The organism is Terrabacter sp. AAH1 (assembly GCF_054456855.1).
On the sequence record NZ_JBTJJV010000011.1, the window covers coordinates 128,681 to 149,008 of the forward strand.

The 20,328-nt window shown below is 71.2% G+C and carries 19 protein-coding genes; 7 read left to right on the top strand and 12 right to left on the bottom strand.

Annotated features, from left to right (window positions below):
- The first annotated feature begins 7 nt into the window (after nucleotides 1-7).
- A complete protein-coding gene (locus ACXR8F_RS16375; protein ID WP_458802023.1) occupies nucleotides 8-799 on the top strand; it encodes a pyridoxamine 5'-phosphate oxidase family protein in 792 nt (263 codons plus the stop codon).
- Nucleotides 800-870: 71 nt separating this feature from the next.
- Nucleotides 871-1,920, top strand: coding sequence for an SLAC1 family transporter (locus ACXR8F_RS16380; RefSeq protein WP_458802025.1), 1,050 nt, complete (start codon nucleotides 871-873; stop codon nucleotides 1,918-1,920).
- Here the strand turns inward: ACXR8F_RS16380 and ACXR8F_RS16385 are convergent.
- The 4 genes from ACXR8F_RS16385 to ACXR8F_RS16400 all read right to left on the bottom strand — a co-directional run bounded on the left by ACXR8F_RS16385 (nucleotide 1,865) and on the right by ACXR8F_RS16400 (nucleotide 6,347).
- Nucleotides 1,865-3,313, bottom strand: a complete 1,449-nt coding sequence (locus ACXR8F_RS16385; RefSeq protein WP_458802027.1) for an ATP-binding protein — start codon at nucleotides 3,311-3,313, stop codon at nucleotides 1,865-1,867. The two genes, ACXR8F_RS16380 and ACXR8F_RS16385, sit on opposite strands and share 56 nt — an antisense overlap.
- The gene (locus ACXR8F_RS16390) at nucleotides 3,310-5,094 is read right to left on the bottom strand and encodes an NAD(P)/FAD-dependent oxidoreductase (RefSeq protein ID WP_458802029.1); all 1,785 of its coding nucleotides are present in this window, start codon (nucleotides 5,092-5,094) and stop codon (nucleotides 3,310-3,312) included. Before ACXR8F_RS16390 ends, ACXR8F_RS16385 begins: the two co-directional genes overlap by 4 nt.
- 1 nt (nucleotide 5,095) lies before the next feature.
- Nucleotides 5,096-5,395 carry a cupin domain-containing protein gene (locus tag ACXR8F_RS16395; protein ID WP_458802031.1) on the bottom strand — a complete coding sequence of 100 codons (300 nt, stop codon included), beginning with the start codon at nucleotides 5,393-5,395 and terminating at the stop codon, nucleotides 5,096-5,098.
- A 253-nt stretch (nucleotides 5,396-5,648) separates the two neighbouring features.
- On the bottom strand, nucleotides 5,649-6,347 hold the full coding sequence (locus ACXR8F_RS16400; RefSeq protein WP_458802033.1) for an alpha/beta fold hydrolase: 699 nt from the start codon (nucleotides 6,345-6,347) through the stop codon (nucleotides 5,649-5,651).
- 358 nt (nucleotides 6,348-6,705) lie between these two features.
- Between ACXR8F_RS16400 and ACXR8F_RS16405 the strand changes: the two genes are divergently transcribed.
- The 3 genes from ACXR8F_RS16405 to ACXR8F_RS16415 all read left to right on the top strand — a co-directional run bounded on the left by ACXR8F_RS16405 (nucleotide 6,706) and on the right by ACXR8F_RS16415 (nucleotide 8,841).
- The gene (locus ACXR8F_RS16405) at nucleotides 6,706-7,089 is read left to right on the top strand and encodes a UBP-type zinc finger domain-containing protein (RefSeq protein WP_458802035.1); all 384 of its coding nucleotides are present in this window, start codon (nucleotides 6,706-6,708) and stop codon (nucleotides 7,087-7,089) included.
- 192 nt (nucleotides 7,090-7,281) lie between these two features.
- Nucleotides 7,282-8,238 carry an alpha/beta hydrolase gene (locus tag ACXR8F_RS16410; RefSeq protein ID WP_458802036.1) on the top strand — a complete coding sequence of 319 codons (957 nt, stop codon included), beginning with the start codon at nucleotides 7,282-7,284 and terminating at the stop codon, nucleotides 8,236-8,238.
- Between the two features lie 117 nt (nucleotides 8,239-8,355).
- Complete coding sequence (locus ACXR8F_RS16415) at nucleotides 8,356-8,841, top strand: Dps family protein (RefSeq protein WP_458802038.1); 486 nt, start codon at nucleotides 8,356-8,358, stop codon at nucleotides 8,839-8,841.
- A 108-nt stretch (nucleotides 8,842-8,949) separates the two neighbouring features.
- Here ACXR8F_RS16415 and ACXR8F_RS16420 read toward each other — a convergent pair whose 3' ends face one another.
- Nucleotides 8,950-9,774, bottom strand: a complete 825-nt coding sequence (locus ACXR8F_RS16420; RefSeq protein WP_458802039.1) for a 2-oxo acid dehydrogenase subunit E2 — start codon at nucleotides 9,772-9,774, stop codon at nucleotides 8,950-8,952.
- Nucleotides 9,771-11,321 (bottom strand): carboxylesterase/lipase family protein, encoded by a 1,551-nt coding sequence (locus tag ACXR8F_RS16425; RefSeq protein ID WP_458802042.1) that lies wholly within the window; start codon nucleotides 11,319-11,321, stop codon nucleotides 9,771-9,773. The genes ACXR8F_RS16420 and ACXR8F_RS16425 overlap by 4 nt, the downstream gene beginning before the upstream one ends.
- A gap of 195 nt (nucleotides 11,322-11,516) precedes the next feature.
- Here ACXR8F_RS16425 and ACXR8F_RS16430 point away from each other — a divergent pair, with 195 nt between their 5' ends.
- On the top strand, nucleotides 11,517-12,338 hold the full coding sequence (locus ACXR8F_RS16430; protein ID WP_458802044.1) for a 3-hydroxybutyrate dehydrogenase: 822 nt from the start codon (nucleotides 11,517-11,519) through the stop codon (nucleotides 12,336-12,338).
- Between the two features lie 69 nt (nucleotides 12,339-12,407).
- Complete coding sequence (locus ACXR8F_RS16435) at nucleotides 12,408-14,300, top strand: helix-turn-helix domain-containing protein (RefSeq protein ID WP_458802045.1); 1,893 nt, start codon at nucleotides 12,408-12,410, stop codon at nucleotides 14,298-14,300.
- Here the strand turns inward: ACXR8F_RS16435 and ACXR8F_RS16440 are convergent.
- From ACXR8F_RS16440 to ACXR8F_RS16465, 6 genes are read right to left on the bottom strand one after another with little or no spacing between them, the layout of a single operon-like run.
- Nucleotides 14,285-15,208, bottom strand: coding sequence for an alpha/beta fold hydrolase (locus tag ACXR8F_RS16440; protein WP_458802047.1), 924 nt, complete (start codon nucleotides 15,206-15,208; stop codon nucleotides 14,285-14,287). The two genes, ACXR8F_RS16435 and ACXR8F_RS16440, sit on opposite strands and share 16 nt — an antisense overlap.
- A complete protein-coding gene (locus tag ACXR8F_RS16445; RefSeq protein ID WP_458802048.1) occupies nucleotides 15,205-16,335 on the bottom strand; it encodes a branched-chain amino acid ABC transporter permease in 1,131 nt (376 codons plus the stop codon). The genes ACXR8F_RS16440 and ACXR8F_RS16445 overlap by 4 nt, the downstream gene beginning before the upstream one ends.
- On the bottom strand, nucleotides 16,332-17,216 hold the full coding sequence (locus ACXR8F_RS16450) for a branched-chain amino acid ABC transporter permease (RefSeq protein WP_458802050.1): 885 nt from the start codon (nucleotides 17,214-17,216) through the stop codon (nucleotides 16,332-16,334). Before ACXR8F_RS16450 ends, ACXR8F_RS16445 begins: the two co-directional genes overlap by 4 nt.
- The gene (locus ACXR8F_RS16455) at nucleotides 17,213-17,971 is read right to left on the bottom strand and encodes an ABC transporter ATP-binding protein (protein ID WP_458802051.1); all 759 of its coding nucleotides are present in this window, start codon (nucleotides 17,969-17,971) and stop codon (nucleotides 17,213-17,215) included. Before ACXR8F_RS16455 ends, ACXR8F_RS16450 begins: the two co-directional genes overlap by 4 nt.
- The gene (locus ACXR8F_RS16460; RefSeq protein ID WP_458802052.1) at nucleotides 17,968-18,702 is read right to left on the bottom strand and encodes an ABC transporter ATP-binding protein; all 735 of its coding nucleotides are present in this window, start codon (nucleotides 18,700-18,702) and stop codon (nucleotides 17,968-17,970) included. The genes ACXR8F_RS16455 and ACXR8F_RS16460 overlap by 4 nt, the downstream gene beginning before the upstream one ends.
- 16 nt (nucleotides 18,703-18,718) lie before the next feature.
- Entirely contained in the window at nucleotides 18,719-19,939 is a 1,221-nt protein-coding gene (locus ACXR8F_RS16465) for a substrate-binding domain-containing protein (RefSeq protein WP_458802054.1), read from the bottom strand.
- Between the last annotated feature and the right edge of the window lie 389 nt (nucleotides 19,940-20,328).

Below are 20,328 nucleotides of genomic sequence, written 5' to 3' on the forward strand. Positions count from 1 at the left end.
CACGACGATGAGTCACAGCTACCACTCGCTCGCGTTCACCGACGCCGTTCTCGACGCGCAGGCGAGGTACGGCAGCCGCGCTGCGGTCGAGCGCTACCACCGCGCCCACGACTCGCGGGCGCCGCTACGACCCGACGCCGGCGGACGGGCGGCCACGCCGGAGGCGCGACCCGGCACCGGTGATGCGCTCACCGGGCTGGAACGCCAGTTCGTCGCCGAGCTCGACGGCTTCTACCTCGCCACCGTCTCCGAGACAGGCTGGCCGTACGTGCAGTTCCGTGGCGGCCCGGCCGGGTTCATCCGCACCCCGGACGAGCACACGATCGCGTGGGCCGACTTCCGCGGCAACCGGCAGTACATCAGCATGGGCAACCTGGCACTTGAGGGACGGGCCGCGCTGATCTTCATGGACTACGCCCGCCAGACCCGCTTGAAGGTGTACGGCTGGGCCAGCGTGCACGACATCCCCGCACGGCACCCCGGTGGGCAGGCGCGCCCTGAGACGGCAGCGGCTCACAGCCGCACCCATGACCCGGCCACTGGCGGCACGTCGCTGGCTGTGCCCGGCTACCCCGGGAGAGTCGAACGCGAGGTACGAGTCGACGTGATGGCATACGACTGGAACTGCCCGCAGCACATCACCCCGCGCTACACCGTCGACGAACTCGCCCCGCAGCTCGACCCGATCCTCAACCGCGTCACCGAACTGGAGGAGAAGAACCGCAACCTGCGGACCGAGATCGGCCGTTTGCGCGGCAGGAGGTCGAAGCCGTCACCTGAAGGGGTCGAGGCGACGTGACCGTTTCTCCACCGGACGAGCACTGGCGCACACAACCCCGGTCCAGCACACTTCCGCGGCAACGACGGCGCGTGCGCTCCAACGAGCCGCCCGGGCGGCTGCACCTGCGGGCCAACCTGTTCGGGGTGCCGATGGGGGTAGCCGGGCTCGCGCAGGCCTGGACGGCGGCCGCCGGCGCCCCCATCGTTCCGGAATGGCCCGGGCTCGCCCTCTGGATCCTGACTGGCCTGCTCTGGCTTCTGGTCTCGGTGGCTTTCAGCAGCAACGTCGCTCGGTCTCATCGGTGGCTCGCTGAAGCGACCGACTCGACCTTCGGAGTGTTCACCTCGCTGGGCCTGCTGGTTCCGACGCTGCTTGCCCTAACCCTGGCACTCCATTCCGGCCCCGCGTGGCGCGCGGTGTTCCTCGTGCTCGTGGGCCTGTCCACTGGCTATGGCGGCTGGGTGACCGCCGGGTGGGTGGTGGCCGGAGGCCCTCTGCAGCATTGGCATCCGGGATATCTGTTGCCGACCGTCGCCACCGGCTTGGTCTGCGCGGCCGGCGCCGCGCAGCTCGGCTACCGCAGCCTCGCGGTCGCACTCTTCGGGTACGGCCTGCTCTGCTGGTTCAGCCTGACCTCCATCATCTGGCTGCGTCTGTTCACTCTGCCGCCGATGCCGCCTGCGCTGGTTCCGACCTTGGCCATCGAGCTCGCCCCGCCGGTGGTCGCCGGCAACACCTGGTTCGCGATCACGGGGGGAAGGGTGGACGCTGTGATCCTCGTGCTGGGCGGTTATGCGGCGCTCATGGTGCTCGTCCAGCTGCGATTGTTCTCCCTCTACCGTCGTCTCGGCTTCGCGGCGGGCTGGTGGGCGTTCGCGTTCTCGTACGCGGCTGCGGTCACCTTCGCCATCCGATGGCTGACCGCGGCCGAGGCTCCCGCCGCGCTTGTGCACGTGCTGGTCTGGGTCATCACGCTGGGGATCGGTGCTCTGACCGCCCGATCACTGGTGGCCCTGCATGCCGGCACGCTGCTGCCGCGCGAACCTCCAGAGGCTCACCGCGCGTACGTCGTAGGGGCCGGCATCACGTCGTCGCCGACGGTGCCTGCGGACCGGTCGCCCGCCTCACCGGGAGATTGACCACCAGGCTTGTGCGTCCGGGTTCGCTCTGCACGTCGATGGTTCCGCCGTGGCGGCCAACGACGATCCGGGCTGCGACGTCCAAGCCGATCCCTGTGCCGTCACCGATCGGTTTCGTGCTGAAGAAGGGCTCGAAGACGTGCTCCCGGACGTCCTCGGGAATCCCGGGTCCGTCGTCGACGAACTCGATGGTCACCGTGCCGACGTGGCCGCGGGTGCGGACCGTCAACGACCCGTGACCGCCGATCGCGTCCAGCGCGTTGTCGATCAGGTTGGTCCACACCTGGTTCAGCTCCGGTGCGGATCCAGTCACCCGGGCAGCGCTGCGGTCGTAGTCCCGGACCACCTCGACGCCCTCTTCGGTGAGGCGCGACCGGAACATCAGCAGTGTCGCATCGAGTAGGTCGTGCACGTCGACCAGCTGCTGCAGATCGTGCCGGGCTTCGCCGTACGCCTTGACGCTCGCGAGCAGCGCTGAGATCCGGGCGGTGGCTTCGCCGACCTCCTGCAGCAGCAGGTCCGTCTCCAGTGCGTAGTTGACCCATCGCGCGGCGTCATCAGCCAGTGTCGGGCCCGCCGTCTCGAGAACGGTGGCGAGGAAGCCGGTGTCGAGGCCGGCCTGGACGAACGTCGGCGCGAGGTCCCACCCGTCCCGGACCCGGTGCTCTTCCAGCCAGCTGGCCACGCGGTCCTGGCGGTCGGCCAGTTCCAGCGCGGACAACGCGGCGGTCGGGGCGGCCCGCCCCGACGCCTGCATCTGTAGTGCCAGCAGGGCACGCAGCCGGTCCGGCGCGCCCTCGCCCTCCGCGAGGCGCGTCAGTGTTTCGCGCGCGCGTTGCACCCGGTTGGTCAGGGCGACCGCCGCCGCGCGAGCCGCCGCAGCGGGGTTGTTCAGCTCATGAATCAGGCTGGAGGCCAGAACCGCCCGCGTCAGCCGGTCCCCCTCCTGCGTGGTTGCGCGGGCTACCGCGTGGGCCGGGCCCTGCTCTTGCAGGTGAACCATCAGCGGGAACCAGGCGCGGAGGACGGCGGCGAGCGCAGCCGCCGGGAGCACGAACAGTCGGCACGTCCTCAGCGCCTGCATGGACGTGTTGTAGACGTGGAGGTCGGGGTAGCCGAGATGCGCGTGGGTGGCGCCTCCGCAGACGCCCGGGAGATCGGAGCGGTAGACCTCGATCTCGTCGGCCCCGACACCGGCCGTGACCCGGACCTCCCCGTCGAGCAGGACGAACAGCGACTCCGCTCGTTCGCCCTGACGGTAGACCCATCCCTCCTTGCGGTGCTCGATCTGCCCCTGACTGCCGAGTCGCTCGAGCTGCGACTGCGTGAGCCCGCGAAACAGCGGCAGGACGCCGAGTTGGGCCTCGACGGGCCCGCTGGTCGAGGTGGTCATTGCTGGGCCAGGTAGCGGTGCACCAGCATCACCGCCATGGCTCCCTCACCGACTGCCGAAGCGACACGTTTGCCGGACTTCGCCCGCGCGTCCCCGGCTACGAAGACACCCGGCAGGCTGGTCTCCAGGTGGTACGGAGCTCTGTGCAGCGGCCAGATCGTCGAGGGGGCGGGAGGCGCCGCGGACGACCCGTCGACCTCTCGCAGGCCGTCCGAGCGACTGGTGGCGGCCGGCGCGCGTTCCCCCCGCCGGTCGTGCATCAGGTCTGGCCCAGCGAGGATGAACCCGTGGTCGTCTCGGGCCACTCGCCCGTGCAGCCAGCCGGTGTGGGGCTCAGCTCCGATGAAGACGAACAGCCAGCCGGTCGGCATCGTCTCCGTTCGACCGTCCCCAACGTCGCGCACGGTGACGGCCGTGAGGTGCTCAGCTCCGCGTGCAGACAGTACCTCGGTGCAGGTCCTGACGGTGACGTTCTCGAGTGCGTCGACCTGCTCGATGAGGTAGCGGGACATGGAGGCGTCGAGCGAAGGGCCGCGCACCACGATGGTCACGGACCGGGCGTACCGTGCGAAGTGCACCGCGGCCTGCCCGGCGGAGTTTGCGCCCCCGACGATGACGACGTCCTTGTGAGCGCAGTCCTGCGCCTGTCGCGGACTCGCGCCGTAGTAGACGCCGCGGCCGGTGAGCTCGTCCAAGCCGTCGCCGGCGAGGCGCCGGTAGGAGACTCCGGTGGCGAGGATGACGGCGTGGGCGCCAACGCTGACGCCGTCGTCGAGGACGACACTGTGCTGTGACGCGGCGCCGCGCAAGGCGACGACTGTCTTGGTCGTGACCACCTCGGCACCGAACTTCAACGCTTGGCGTCTAGCCCGTTGCGCCAGCTGAGCCCCGGACACCCCATCGGGGAACCCCAGATAGTTCTCGATCCGCGAGCTCTGCCCTGCCTGGCCACCCGCAGCGGTCCGCTCGACGAGCAGCGTGCGCAGTCCCTCGGAGGCGCCGTAGACCGCTGCTGCCAGCCCTGCCGGTCCCGCTCCGACGACGACGAGGTCGTACACGGGCTCGGACGGGGCCGTGCCCAGACCCAACGCATCCGCGACCTGGGTGTGGCTGGGGGCAACCAGGACCTGCCCGTCCGCGGTGATGACGACGGGCAGCCGGGCCGCATCCGCGCCGGCGGCCTCGAGCAGGCTAAGAGCCTCCGGCTGCTCGACCGGGTACCACCGGTACGGCGCCTGTACCCGGGCCAGGAAGTCCCGCAGGTCCGCGGTTCGTCGACACCACTGGTGACCGACGACGCGCAGTTCGGCCTGGACCGAGTGCCCACCGGCGAGCCAGGCGCCCAACAGCTCGTCCAGGACTGGGTAGAGCAGCTGCTCTGCGGGGATCCACGGTTTGAGCAGGTAGTGGTCCAGGTCGACGACGTTGACCGCGTCGATGGCAGCCCCGGTGTCGGCGTAGGCGGTCAGCAGGACGCGTCGCGCTGACGGGACGAGGTCCATCGCCTGCTCGAGGAACTCGATGCCGGACATCTGCGGCATCCGGTAGTCCGCCACCAGCAACGCCACCGGCACCCCGCGCAATGTCAGCTCCCGCAACGCGGTCAGGCCCTCGCCGCCGGACTGGCAGCGCACGATCCGATAGTCGCCGCCGTACCGAAGGCGCAGGTCGCGGGCGACCGACCGCGACACCTCGGGGTCATCATCAACCGTCAGGATGACCGCCGCTGCCCCGCTCCTGCTTCCGCTGGTGGTGGTCGACGCGCCGTCGTGCTCGGACACCTCAGTCCACCAGGGTCGCGACCGGTTCGCCCACCTCGACGATGTACGTCGACAGCATCCGCCCCGTGCCGGGACCGAGGTCCAACGCGTTGTGCGGCGTTCGTGGCGGGATCAGGAAGCCGTCCCCGGCGTCGAGGACCAGGGTGTCGTGGCCCCGGATCTGCATCTGCACGGTCCCGGACAGGATGTAGCCGACCTCCTCTCCCGGGTGGAAGTGCCACCCCGACTCGACCCCGACCGGGATCTCGGTGAGCACCTGGACGATGTCGCGTCCAGGGATCGACGAGCTGCTGTGCTGCACCTCGGTGCGTTTCAGCGAGGACGCCAGCTCATCAGCCGGAAGCGCCCGGCCTGCGGCTGGTTGAGCGGGGTGCGATGTCAAGAGGGCCTCCTGGGTTCGGGCTCACGACGACGGGGCGACCACGTCGCCGACAGCGGCGATCGTTCCTGCCACCGTTGCCGGTGCCCACCGGTGGCTCATCGGTCACCCGACTGCGATATCGGCGAGACCGGAGCTGGCCGCCTGCGAGACGTGCAGTCCCGCGGGAAGCACGTCAGCCCGCGGCGGCCGTGATCATGGTGACGACCTCGTCCGGATGCGAGATGCCGACCACGTGCGACGCACCGGGAACCTCCACCGACTTCTGTGCCTTCGCTCGGTCGGCCATGATCTGGTGCGCGCCCGCGGGGATGTTGTGGTCGAGCTCGCCGAAGACGAACCAGCTGGGCACCTCCTTCCACAGCGCGGTGGCGCCGGACGGCTCGGACAAGGCGGCTTCGGCGATCGGGCGCTGGGTCGCAGCCATGGTGGCCGAGGCCTCCGCAGGCAGATCGGCAGAGAACTGCGCGTGGTAACGGTCTTGCGCGATGTACAGGTCGGTGACGTCTCCTGGCAACGGCACGCTGCGCAGGGTGTCGCCCAAGGTGCCGCCGGCCACCAGCGAGGATGCGTCGGCGCAGCTCTCGCCCGGTTCGAGCGCGAAGCCGGCGACGAAGACCAGCCCGGAGACCTCCCCCGCGTCAGCCGGGACGTTGCTGATCACGGCTCCACCATACGAGTGACCCGCCAGCACGACCTTGCCCGCGATGCTGCGTATGACGGCGGTCAACTGTGCGGCATCAGCCGCGACGCCACGCAGCGGATTCGCCCAGGCGATCACGGGATAGCCCTGACCCCGCAGCGCGGCGACGACGCCGTCCCAGCTCGAGGACTCGGCGAAGGCGCCATGGACGAGGATGACGGTCGGTTTCATGTGAGCTCCTGATGATCGATCGCGGCCTGGAATCCCGAGCCCACCTCGACCCGAACGTGACTTCGGCGTTCGGGCGAGGTGGATGCCGGCCGAGCCGGCCACATCACGGTGGCGCCTGGGCGCCACCCCGCGCATCCGCCATCCGACTGCGGGAGCCGCCCAGCGAGGCTGTCATCGACAGAACCCGACGAGCCGGCCAGCCAGGCGCCCGCCGGTGAGGCAGGTGGCCCGTGACCCGTTGGCACATGTCTCCCACCAGACACAGTCATTGACCCGATGCACGCACCGGCTCCGGGGCCGTCCCATTGGGAAGCGCGGCGGCGACGACCAGGCCAGCGCAAGAGCGAGAGGAGCGCCCATGACCCGGCCGGAACCCGACAAGACAGCGCCCGACCTCGACGAGGTCATCAACCTCGACGCATCGCCGTCCGGGGACGGCTGCGCCGACTGCGAGTCAGCCACCCCTCCGGGCTGGTGGCTGCACCTGCGCCGGTGCGCCACGTGTGGGCACATCGGGTGCTGCGACTCATCCCCCGGCCAGCATGCCAGCGGCCACTACCGCAGCACCGGGCATCCGGTCATCCAGACCTACGAGCCGGAGGAAGCGTGGTTCTACGACTACCCCACGCGACAGTTGTTCCTCGGACCCGCACTCCCGGAACCGACGTCACGCCCGGCTGCGCAGGGAAGTCCCGGGCCATCCGGGCGCGTCCCCGACGACTGGCGGCGACGTCTGCAGTGAGCACCCCGTGCCAGGACGACCGACCCGCTCAGAGAGAGACGTCCAGGTCCCGCCGAAGCGGCAGGGCAGTCATGCGACCGATGACGATCGAGCCTCACGTCGGCAACCCTCGTCACCACGCCCGACGCCCCTGCTTCAGCAAACCCGCACGCAAGGGTGCGCGCAGCCACCAACCGACCGGAGGAGCCCACGATGACCGACGACGCGAAAGTGGTTGTCGAGCGAGCCGCACAGGCGTTCGCCGACGCGAACGCGAACCCGCCCTTCACGCACCAGCTCCCCATCGAGGACACCCGGAACGGCTTGAACGCCCTGCAGTCGGAGCCGGTCGACGCCCCGTACGCCGACATCAGCGACCTCACCGTTCCCGGCCCGGAGGGAGACGTCAGCATCCGTGTGGTCCGGCCCCCCGGCGCGCACGGACCTCTTCCCGTGATCCTGCACATCCACGGACTCGGCTGGGTGTTCGGCGGCAAAGCCACCCATGACCGGCTCATGCGTGAGCTCGCGGTCGGGAGCCACGCCGCGGTCGTCTTCCCGGACTACAGCCTCTCCCCCGAGGCGAAGTACCCCACCGCGATCGAGGAGATCTTCGCGGTGGCCCAGTGGGTGACCACGTCCGGTGCGGAGCAGAACTTCGACACCGACCGGTTCGCGATCGTGGGCGACTCCGTCGGGGGCAACATGGCTGCCGCGACCACACTTCTGGCCAAGCAGCGGGGCGGGGTCCACTTCGTCCAACAGGTCCTCTTCTACCCGGTCACGGACGCCACCTTCGACACCCCGTCATCGCACCAGTTCGCCGAGGGCTACTTCCTGCGCCGCGACACCATGCTGTGGTTCTGGGACCAGTACATCGCTGACCCGAAGCAGCGGACCGAACCGACGGCGTCCCCGCTGCAGGCCACCGTCGAGCAGCTGGCCGGGCTGCCGCCAGCGCTCATCATCGTCGGAGAAGCCGATGTCCTCCGGGACGAGGGAGAGGCGTACGCGCACAAGCTCAGGCAGGCGGGCGTCCCCGTCGTGTCCGTGCGTTACCAGGCCGCCATCCACGACTTCGTCGGGCTCAACCCGCTTCGTGTCACCGACGCGGCCCAAGGAGCCATGACGCAGGCCACCGCAGTGTTGCGCCGCGCGCTCCGAACGTGAAGCTTCGCGCCCGCCGTCGCCGCTCCCCTAGACCGACCACGACGCCCGGCGCGCCATCCCCTCTGCTGCTCGCGCCGCCCACTCCGATGGCGCCAACCGACCGCGAAGGCCAACCACATGACTGAACGCACCGAAGCCCCAGGCAAGACCGTGCCGGCCGAAACCGGCGAGATCGAGGCACTACAACGACAGCTCGACCAGCTCAACGATCTCGCGCTGACACTCAAGCATGCGCACTGGAACGTCACCGGCCCGCACTTCATCGCGATTCACACCATGATCGACCCACAGGTTTCCGCGGTGCGGGAAATGGCCGACGCTCTCGCCGAGCGCATCGCAACGGTCGGAGGTTCACCCGACGGACGCGCCTCCGGTGTGGTTCAGCGGCGCACGTACGGCGAGTACCCGCTGGGCCGCGCCGACGCCCTGCTGCACCTCTCCGCACTGCAGGAGGTCTACGCCCGCGTCGTGGGCGACCACCGGGCAGCCGCCCGCCAATGCGAGAGCGACCTCGTGACCCACGACCTGCTCACGACGCAGAGCGCTGACCTGGAGAAGTTCCATTGGCTCGTATCGGCCCACGGCCAGTCCACTCGAGCGTGAACGACACGCCTGTTGCGGCCGCCGACGACGGACCAGGGACTCCCGAGGGCCGGAAACGGTCGCCACCCTGACCTACGCTTCGACCACGACCGTCCTTTCGCAGCCGTGTCACAACCCGGAACCGGTACGGAGATGGTCAACGGATGGCAGCCCGTCCTGGAGGACGGTGGCGGTCTCGACGAGGTCGCGCAACGTCTCGATGAAGCGGGCCGCCGGCGCGCCGTCGACGACTGCGTGGTCGAAGGTCACGGTGAGCGGCAGGTGGGGCCTCGCCACCACGGCGCCGTTCTCGACGGTGGGTCGCTCGACGACGCCGCCGACGCTGACGATGACGGTCAACGGGGCGACGGGGATGGCCCAGCCCCAGGCGTGGGCGAACATCCCGAGTGAGGTGACGCCGACGGCAGGGCCGAACCGGGCCGCCGTGCTCGCCCGCGCTCCGAGGGCACGGATCCCGGCTCGCCGCAGCGGCGCCGGCAGGCGGAGCAGTGCCGCCACGGCGCGGGTGGCCTCGTGGGTCGGCGGCGGCCCGATCTTGGCCTGGTGGAGCAGGGCTGTGATCTCGGCGCAGCCGAGCCGGTCGGCCGCCGGCACGCGCGCGAGGTCGAGGACCGGCAGGTCGGGGCTGCCCCGCTCGACCGTCACCCCGACATCGACCCGGTCGAAGCAGACGAGCTGGTGGCCGGCCCTGCGCACGTTGAGCGCCGGGTGGAGCGCCACCGCCCTGGCCACCGAGCCGATGACGAAGCCGGTCCACGAGATGGTGTCGTGCGCGGCGGCGATCCGCTGGGCGGCGACGGTGACGTCGAGCTCGACGAGCGCGTGCACCTGGAAGCGGCGGCTCGCCCCCGCGAGCCTGTCGAGCACCGGCTCGCGCGCCGGGGCGATGCGCCGCACGACGTAGCTGGCCGGTCGGGGCGCCGCCGGTGTCATCGCAGACCGTCCCACAGGGCGCGCTCCCAGGCCCGCGGGTCGTCGACCACGGCGCAGGTGGTGTCGAGGCGGTAGGTCGACCGGTGGTCGGTGTCGTAGGCCGGCCAGCTCGGGTCGCCCGTGCCGGCGAAGGCCACCCAGGCGGAGTGCATGGTCCGGGCCAGCTGTTGAGGCGGGTCGGCGCCGAGCAGCGGACCGAAGAGCGGGGCGTCGCTGCGGGCGGTGTCGAAGACGAATGGCACCTCCAGGGCGTGCACGGCGCCCAGTCCGGGTGAGGCCCAGGCGAACTCGTACATGTGGGTGCTTGCCGTCGGGGTGCCGTCGGCGTGCGCGTCGGCCAGTCGGATGGCCGGGATCCTCATCCACCAGTCGGTCTGGACGGCGGCCAGCAGGTCGCCGGGCAGCGCCGCCGGATAGCGCCGCCCGTACGCGTCGAGGGCTGCCGCGTCGAGCCCGTACGCGGCGAGGCTCTGGTAGCCGTGCGTGTGCACGTTGCCGAGCAGCACCTCGTCGGTGATCCCCGGGAACGCCCCGCTGACGACGAGCCACAGCCGCCAGTCGTCGGTGTTCGTGCCGACGAGGACGTCCACGTCGCGGGCGCAGCCGGCCACGATGCGGTCGATCGGTCGGGCAGGGAGCACTGTCCCGTCGACGACCGGCTGCCAGGGCATCATGCTCGCGACCAGCGGCAGTCCCCACCGGTCCGGGTCGGGGTGCGCGAGCAGGTCCGCCTTCTGCTCGGCCTGGGCCACCAGCAGCCGCGCGACTCCCGCCTCGGCGATGGCCTCACGGGTCGGTGGCACTCCCAGCCGCCGGGCGAGGTCCTGCCCGACGTTCAGGGCGTGCTCCGGCGCCAGCGTGTGGTGGGCGGCGCCGCTCTGCAGCACCGCGCGGCGGAAGAGTCCGCGGGCCGCCGGCATCGCGAGCAGGCACCCGATGCTCATGGCCCCCGCCGACTCGCCGAAGACGGTCACGTTGGTCGGGTCGCCGCCGAAGGGAGCGATGTTGTCGCGCACCCACTCGAGTGCTGCCACCTGGTCGAGCAGCCCGAGGTCGGCCACGCCGTCGTCGAGGTAGAGGAAGCCCTCCGCGCCGGGTCGCCAGTTGATGACCACGCAGACGACGCCGTCGCGGGCGAACGCCCAACCGTCGTACGCCCCCGTCGAGCTGAGCTCGAACATCCCGCCCTGGATCCACACCATGACCGGCAGCCCGGCTCGGCCGGGATCCGGCGTCCAGAGGTTGAGGTCGAGGTAGTCGGACGACGGGGGCGCCCGGTGCACCGCCTCGAACGCCGCACCGACGTCCTGCCAGTCCTCACCCGCGCCGCCCGGCGGGCCGCCCGTCGCGGGTGGTGCCACCTGGGGTGGCTCGGGCCCAGGCCGGCTCGCGTCACGAACCCCGTTCCACGCCTGCGGGGGGCGCGGTGGACGGAGCCGGTCGGCACCCGCGGGCGCGGCGGCATACGGGATCCCGAGGAACGCGTGCACGCCGTCACGCACGACGCCGCGCACCCTCCCGTACGCCGTCGACACGACACTCTCCACACGTCCACCGTGCGCCGGGGGTCGTCGAGCGACCAGAGGCCAAGGTCCCAGCAAGGTCCCAGCACGGTCCCGGCACGTCCCGGCGACCACGAGCCGAGGGGCCGGCCCCCACGTGAGCGGTAGACACATGGAACCGGGGGTTTTGTGTCAGGTCACCACACAGGTGGCCTCCGGGCCCCTCCCTAGTCTTCCCGCATGGCCGACGCCCGCACCGACGCACGCGACGCCGCCCCGGACTCCTCTGCGCGGGTCCGCACGGCGGTCAACGAACCCATCGACCTGACCGGCCGGACGGCCCTCGTGACCGGCGCCGCGAGCGGCATCGGGGCGAGCGTCGCGAGGGCCCTGGCCGGTGCCGGCGCCAAGGTGCACGCGGTCGACCGGGACGAGCAGGGCCTCGCCGCCCTCGCCGACGGCGCCGCCCTGTCGACCATCACGGCGGACCTCGCCGACCTCGACGCGCTCGCCGACCTGCCGACCGAGGTCGACATCCTCGTCAACAACGCCGGGATCCAGCACGTCAGCCCGATCGAGGAGTTCCCGCTCGAGCGGTTCGACTTCATCCTCGACCTGATGCTCGTCTCGCCGTTCCGGCTCATCCGGCAGAGCCTGCCGCACATGTACGACCGTGGCTGGGGCCGCGTCGTCAACATCTCCAGCGTGCACGGCCTGCGGGCCAGCGCCTTCAAGTCCGCCTACGTGACGGCCAAGCACGGGCTCGAGGGCCTCTCGAAGGTCGTCGCCCTCGAGGGGGGCCCGCGCGGCGTCACCTCCACGTGCATCAACCCCGCCTACGTGCGCACCCCGCTCGTCGAGAAGCAGATCGCCGACCAGGCCCGCACGCACGGCATCGCCGAGTCCGAGGTCGTCGAAAAGGTCATGCTGGCCCCGGTGGCCGTCAAGCGTCTCGTCGAGCCCGACGAGGTCGCCGCGCTGACCCTCTTCCTGTGTGGGCCGGCATCCGGCTCGGTCAACGGGACCTCGTTCTCGATGGACGGCGGCTGGACCGCGCACTGACGCGGCCTTCCCGCCCATCGATCGGGGTCCGTCCTCATCGCCCGCCCGCGACGCGCCTAGGATCTGCCCGTGGCCACCCCCAGCGACACGTCACAGACCGCCGACCCGGCGGTCGCGACCGAGCACGCCCAGCAGGTCAGGCACCTGCTCGAGCTGCTCGCCGCCGACGCACCCGTCGCCGAGGTCGCCGCCGCCCCGGCCCCGGCGGAGGCCCGCGACCTCGCGCTGCGCATCGCGAGCGCGCGCGAGGTGCACCAGCACCGCGAGGCGGGTCTTGCCGCACTGCTCGACACGGCGCGCGAGCTGGCGACCGAGAGCGACCCCGGGTCGGTGCTCGATGCCATCGTCCGCCGCGCGCGCCGGCTCGTCGGCACCGACCTCGCCTACCTCACGCTCTACGACCCGGAGGCCGGCGACACCTACATGCGGGCCACCGACGGTTCGGTCTCGGCAGCCTTCCAGTCGGTGCGGCTCGCACTTGGCGCCGGCCTCGGCGGCCTCGTGGCGTCGACGCACAAGCCGTACTGGACCGCCGACTACTGGTCCGACGAGCGCTTCCGGCACACGGAGGCGATCAACAGCGCGGTCGGTGAGGAGGGCATCATCGCGATCTGCGGCACGCCGCTCATCGTCGAGTCGCACTTCGTGGGGGTCCTCTTCGCCGCCAACCGCTCGTCCCGGCCGTTCACCCGCGAGGAGGTCGGGCTGCTCGGCAACCTGGCCACGCTGGCAGCGGTCACGCTCGTGCAGACGCGCGCGCTGGCGGACGCCGAGAACGCGCTCGCAGCGCTCTCCGATGCCCACGAGACCGTCCGGCAGTACGCCGAGGGCGTCGAGAAGGCGGCTGCCGCCCACGACCGCTTCGCCTCCCTCGTGCTGGGCGGGGGCGGTGTCGACGACATCACGCACGCCCTGGCCGAGCTGCTCGGTGGCTGGGCCGTGCTCGTCGACGAGAACGGCCAGCGCCACAGCGCGGCCGGTCCGGCGCCCGAGCCGTCACCCGGCGGCGACGACCCCTTCGCGAGCCTCAACGCCCTTCCGGGGCTGGGCACCGGGCGCCTCGTCGAGCAGGACGGCGTCTACGCGGTGGCCGTCACGGCCGCGCGGGAGCGTCTGGGCACGATCTACGTGGGCGGGCTCACCCTGGGCGACTCCGACCAGCGCACCGTCGAGCGCGCCGGCGTCGTCACCGCCCTCGTCCTGCTCTTCGAGCGGCAGGCCGCCGACGCCCGCCAGTCGGCCCGCAACCGGCTCGTCAGCGACCTCGTCAGCGCACGCGGCTCGAGGGAGGAGCGGCTCACCCTGGCCCAGACCGTGGGCTTCGACCCGCAGCGCCCCTTCTGCCTGCTCGTCCTGCGCGGCGAGGAGTCGGCCGGCCACCGAGCCCTGCTCATCTCCGCCAGCGCCGCGACGGGCGACGCTGCTCTCGTGGGGTCGCACGACGGTGACGTCATCGCCCTCGTGCCCGGCACCGACGCCGACGGGCTCGCGCGCTCGGCGGCGGCGCGCATCGGCAAGCGCACCTGCGTCACTGTGGCCGGCGTGGGACCGGTGAGCGACGTCGATGCCATCACCGAGGCGTACGAGGAGGGCCACCGCACCGTCGGCGCCCTCATCGCCCTGGGCCACCGGGGCAAGGGCGCCGCGGCGACCCAGCTCGGCTTCGCCGGTCTCATCGTCGGTTCCGCGCCAGACGTCCACGAGTACGTACGCCGTCTGCTGGGTCCCGTGGTCGACTACGACGAGCGTCGCGGCACGGACCTCGTGGGCACGCTCGCCGCGTACTTCGGCGCCGGCGGCAGCCCGCGCCACGCGGCCCGCACGCTGCACGTGCACGTCAACACGGTGTCGCAGCGGCTCGAGCGCATCACGGCCCTGCTCGGCGAGACATGGCAACAGCCAGAGCACGCGCTCGAGCTGCAGATCGCGCTGCGCCTGCGCGCGCTTCAGGCCCCGAGCTGACGGTCGACGGCGTCGACGACAGCCTCGACACCCCGCTCACCGAGGATGACGTCGTAGTGGTTCGCGTCGACCCGCGTGACCCTCACCTCGGACGGCACCCCCAGGGCCTCGAGACGGGACTCGTCGTAGAGGCCCTGCGGCTCGTCGAGCAGGCCGCGCTCGGCCCAGACGAGCTCCGTGCCGACCCCGTCGGCGACGGCCGCTCTCAGCGCGCCGTGGGTCTCGCGGTCGGCCATGACGTCGGCCCCGTCGGCACGCACCGCGTCGAGCACGCAGGTGCTGCGCCACTCCCCCGGTGCGTCCTCGACGAGGTCGTGCTCGATGTAGGCGCGGGCGGCGTCGCCGCCGGGGCCGCGGAGCACCGGCCCGAGGGCTGGGTGCTGCGACCAGAAGTCGAGGTATGCCGCCGGGTCGGGGAAGCGCATCGACAGCCGGTCCATGGCCGGGCCGATGACCGACTGCAGCGCCGCATCGACGTCGAGGTCGTCCGGCACGGGAAAGGCCAGGCCGCCGTCGACGAGGACCGCGCCGGAGAACCGCTCGGGGTGGCGAGCGGCCGCCAGGGCGCTGATGAACGCGCCCATCGAGTGCCCGAGGAGCACCGGCGTGGCCGCGAACGCCGTGGCGACCGACACGAGGTCGTCGACGTGCGCGGCCAGCCCGTAGGGCGCCGGCGCCGACCGGCTGTCTCCGCGACCGCGGAGGTCAGGAGCGAGCACGCGGACGGCGCCCGGACCGTGGCGGTGTCCGATCTCGTCGGCGACCCGGCGCCACGAGAGGCCGTTGGCCGTGATGCCGTGCACGGCGAGCACGACCGGTGCGTCGGGGGGAGGGCTGCCGAGACTCAGGTCGTGGATGGCGATGCTGCCCTCGGGCAGCTCGATGACGAAGGCGGACGTGGTGCTCACCTGGTCCCCGCTCTCCTGATCAGACGGCCGCCGAGCCCGGTCAGGCCCGACGGTGCGAAGTAGACCACGACGACGAAGAACGCGCCGAGGATGAAGAGAGGCTGCGACAGGACCTGTCGCACGACCTCCGGCAGCGAGTGGAGGAAGCCGGCGTTGCTCACCTCGACGAGCCGCGCGTCGGCGTACGTGTAGAGCACCCCGCCGAGCACGGCTCCCCAGCGGTGGCCGGCACCGCCCAGCACCACCATGACGAGCAACGAGAGGGTGAACTCCGAGGTCGTCAGGTGGGGGTTCGAGCCCCCGAGCACGAGGGCGTGGACGACGCCGCCGACCGCCCCGAGGAACGAGCCGGCCACGATCGCCATGAGCTTCACCCGGTACGTGCCGAAGCCGAGGACGGCGGCGCGCTGTTCGTTCTCGCGCACGGCGGCCATCGCGTGGCCGGCCCGGGACCGGACGAGCAGGCTCACGAACACCCAGGCGACGACGACGAACCCGAGCGCCAGCCAGTAGCGGTACGGCGCGTTCGAGACCCCGACCAACAGGGCCGGGAGGGCGTCGCGGTCGAGCGGCTTCCCCTCCTCGCCGCCGGTCAGGCCACCGGGGTTGCGCATCACGACGATGGAGGCCGCCTGCGCGAACGCGAGCGTCACCATGGCGAAGGCGATACCGCCGACGCGCAGGGCGATCGCACCGACGGCCAGAGCGAGCAGCGTCGAGAGGCCCAGCGCGACACCCACCGCCAGGGGCAGCGGCAGGTCCCAGGTGGACAGCGAGATCGTCAGCAGGTAGCTGCCGGCGGCCACGAACAGGGCGTGCCCGAAGCTGAGCAGCCCGGTGCGACCGAAGAGCACGTCGTAGCTGAGGGCGATCCCGCCGACGACGAGGCAGGTGGCGAGCAGCTGCATCGACCCCGGGCCGTTGACGCGACCGGGCAGGATGCCGGGAAGCTCGGCCGCGACGTACGGCAGGTACGCGAGCACGGCCACTACGACGAGCGCGGGGATCGCGCGCAGCAGGACACGGGCACGGGAGGAACGCGGCTGCGTCCCCGCCGGGCCGTCCGGGCTGTCAGGACCTCCTGTCGAGGCGCGGACGGCCGGGGGTGTCTGCGTCGATGACGTCATGCCGGGGCCCCCTTCAGGGACGTCGGGCGGAGCAGGAGGACCAGAGCGAGGAGGAGCACGACCGACAGGTCGCCCACCCCGCTCGCCGCGTAGTAGTTCGCGAGCTGCTGGACGAGGCCCACGACCACGGCAGCGACCGCGGTTCCCGGCAGCGAGCCCATGCCGCCGATGACCACGACGATGAAGGCGAAGATCAACAGCGACCCGCCCTGCGCCGGAGACACCGCTCCGGCGTACTGCGAGTAGAGGACCCCAGCCAGCCCGGCCGCAGCGCCGCCGATGGCGAAGACCACCGTGAAGGTTCGGCGGACGTTGATGCCCAGCGCCTCCACCATGGTGCGGTTCTCGACGCCCGCACGGATCACGAGGCCCAGCCGGGTCAGGTGCAGCAGCGCCATCAGGCCGAGGAAGAGCGCCACGGCCACGACGACGTAGACGAGCCGGTCGTTCGGCAGCCGCGCGCCGAGGACGTCGCTGGTCGTGGTCATCCAGACCGGCTTGTCGACGGGGCGGGGGTCCGACCCCCAGATGCCCTGTGCCGCAGCGACGCCCGCCAGCGAGAGCCCGACGGTGACGAGAACCTGCTGGATGTGGTGGCGGTAGAGCGGACGGATCAGCACGACCTCGACGACCACGCCGATCACGGTCCCGACGACGACGGCGACCAGCAGCGCGAGCACAAGACGTGACGCTGTGGGCCATGACTCCGGGAGCGCGTCCATGGTGAGCCAGCCGGCGTAGGCGCCCGCGGTCATGAACGCGCCGTGCGCGAAGTTGAGTACGCCCATGAGGCCGTAGATGAGGCTCAGGCCGCTCGCGGCGATGAAGTAGAGCGCCCCGAGACCGAGGCCCGTGACGAGGAGCAGCACCAGGTCGCTCACGCGGCGCCCTCCCGTCGCATCGAGACGCCGAGCAGCTCCCGGGTCAGCTCGACGTCCGCGACGAGGTCGGCGGCGGCGCCGCGGTGCACGACCTCACCGGCGTCGAGCACGACGACCCGGTCGGCGATGCGACGCACCAGCGGCAGGTTCTGCTCGACGAGCAGGATCGGGGTCGTGCGCGCGACCTCGGCGAGGACGTCGGCCACCTCGGTCACGAGCTTGGGTGCGAGTCCCTTGGTGGGCTCGTCGATGAGCAGCAGCGCGTTGTCGCGCAGGAGGACGCGCGCGAGCGAGACCATCTGCTGCTGGCCGCCCGACAGCGTGCCGGCGCGCTGACCGCGCCGCTTGACCAGGTCGGGGAAGAGCTCCGCCACGACCGGGGCGTCGACGCCGAGGTCCGGGTCGACGAGACGGAGGTTCTCGTCGACGGTCAGGCCGCCGAAGACCTCACGGTCCTCGGGGACGTAGCCGACTCCGGCTCGGACGATGCGTGCCGTCGCCTGCTCCTGGATCTCTCTGCCCTGCAGCAGGATCCGCCCCGAGCGCGGCGCAAGCCCGATGACGGCCCTCAACGTGGTCGTCTTGCCGACGCCGTTGCGCCCGAGCAGTGCCGTCACCCCCGTGGAGGGGACGTCGAATGAGACGCCTTGAAGCACGTGCGAGCCGCCGAAGCGGACGTGGACGTCGTCGAGCGACAGCACCGGGCGTGGCTGCACCTCCGGCGTCGCGTCGGGGATGGCTCTCTCTTCGCTCACAGCGCTTCTCCCAGGTAAGCCTGCTGGACCCGCTGGTCGGACGTGACCTCGGCCGGCGCTCCCACGGCCAGCAGCTCGCCGTGGTGCAGGACGGCGACGCGGTCGGCGAGCCCGAGGACGACGTGCATGTGGTGCTCGACCATGGCGACCGCGACGCCCGCGTCACGCAACTCGCCGATGATCTCCGTCAGCCCGTCGACGTCCTCCGCGGACACCCCGGCCATCGGCTCGTCGAGCAGCAGCACGCTCGGCTCGGATGCGAGGGACATCGCGAGCTCGAGCTTGCGACGTTCGCCGTGCGAGAGGTCACGGGCCAGCGTGCGCCCCCGACCCGGCATACGCACCCGGGTCAGCAGCGACTCGATGACCTCGCTCGACGACGAACCGGCCCCACGCCACGGCGAGAACGGCCGCGGGCCGGCGGCCTGCACGGCGAGGCGGACGTTCTCCCCCGCGGTCAGGCCGTCGAAGAGCGCGGACGTCTGGAACGACCGGGACAGACCGAGTCGGGCCCGCCTGGTGGCACTGGCACGCGTGACGTCGTTGTCTCCGAGCGTGATCCGACCGGTCGTGGGCCTGGTCACCCCGCTGAGGACGTTCACGAACGACGACTTGCCCGCCCCGTTGGGGCCGATGATGCCGAGCAGCTCACCGGCCCCGACGGACAGCGACACGTCGTCGAGGATCTGGGCTCCGCCGACCTTCCAGCCGACCGCTTCAGCGCTGATCACGACGAGACGGGTCCGATCACTTGAAGGGCGTGACGGGCGGGGCGACCGCTGCGGGGTCGAGCGTGTCGACGCGCTGCGGCATGACGTTGCTGCCGTCCTTCTCGAGCGTCGCGGTGAACATCGGCTGCAGCAGCGCGTGGTCCTCGGCGCGGATCTCGAGCTTGCCCTTGGGGCCCTCGAACGACCAGCCCTCCAGGGAGGTCACCATCTTGTCGACGTCGTCACCACCGCCCTCCAGCGCGTGGACGATCATCTGGCCCGCGACGAAACCGTCGTTGGTGAAGAGGTCGACGGTGGAGCCCTGCTTCTTCAGTCCTGCGTCGAGGGCCTGGTAGGCCGGGTTGTCGGCGGCGCCGTCGAAGAAGTGCGACAGGAAGTTGATCTTGGTCGCCGCCTGACCGAAGAGCGGGTGGGTGGGCTTGATGTCGAGACCGGTGACGACCTTGGTCTGGTCGAAGACGCCCTGCTGACCCAGGGTGGTCCACATGGCCGTCGCGTTCGCTCCCGCCCACGCGACGAAGAGCAGGTCGGGTGCCGCCCCCTTGACCTTCGTGGCGAACGGGGTGAGGTCGGTCGCGGCGGCCGGCACCTCGACGGCGTCCACCGTCGCGCCCTTGGCTCCGAGGATCGCCGTGACCGCGGCGACGTTCGCCTTGCCGAAGGCGCTGTCCTGCGCCAGGACGGTGACCTTCTTGCCCTTGACGTCCCCGAGGATGCTGCCGGCGGTGGCGACGTCCTGGTAGGTCTGTCGACCCGAGCGGAACGTGTAGCGGTTGGCGCCGGTGACCGCGTCGACCGCGGCCGGGCCCGACACGAAGAGGATCTTGTTGTCCTTCGCCAGGGGCGCGACCTGCAGTGCGACACCGCTCGAGGTCGAACCGGCGATGATCTTGTTGCCCTTGCCGATGAGGTCGGTCGCCGACGCGACGGCCTTGGCGGGGTCACCCGCGTCGTCCTGCTCGGAGATCTCGATCGAGCGGCCGCCGATCTTGCCGGTTCCCTTCGTGGCGTAGTCGATCCCGGCCGTCAGACCCTGGCGGTACTGCGCGCCGTAGCTCGCGAGCGGGCCCGACTTCGAGTAGACGAGGCCGACCTTGAAGGGCGCGCCCCCACCTGCGGCACCCGCACCTGAGGCATCACCGGCGGCTGGCGCGCCGGGCTGTCCAGGGGACCCGCAGGCCGCGACCGACAGGGTGATCATGGCGCTCGCCAGCGCGAGACTCCACCGCTTGGACACCGATGTCCTCCACCTCTGGTGGGCGCTCGCGCCTTTGCTGCAACGAGATCCGTTGACGCCCAACCGTTTCGGCGAACCTAGGTGAGCCTTCAACGTGCGTCGGTGGGACCGGGAACCACAAACCCGTCGTACGCATGTGGTTGGGAGCCATCAGGGGCGAGGTTCAGGTGGTGGCACCTGATGCAACGGATCGCGGTGCACCGTCGTGAATTCGTCTTGTGCGCATAGGTTTTCGCGTGGACACCTCCTCCCTGCCTGTTCGAACACCTGTTCTGCATATCTGCTTGGGTGAAGTAGAATCTGTGGATGACCGCGAATCCGGTTCGGGGCGTGGACTACCCGTCGACGTACCAGCAGCTGCTGGAGTGGTTCCCGGACAACCAGTCCTG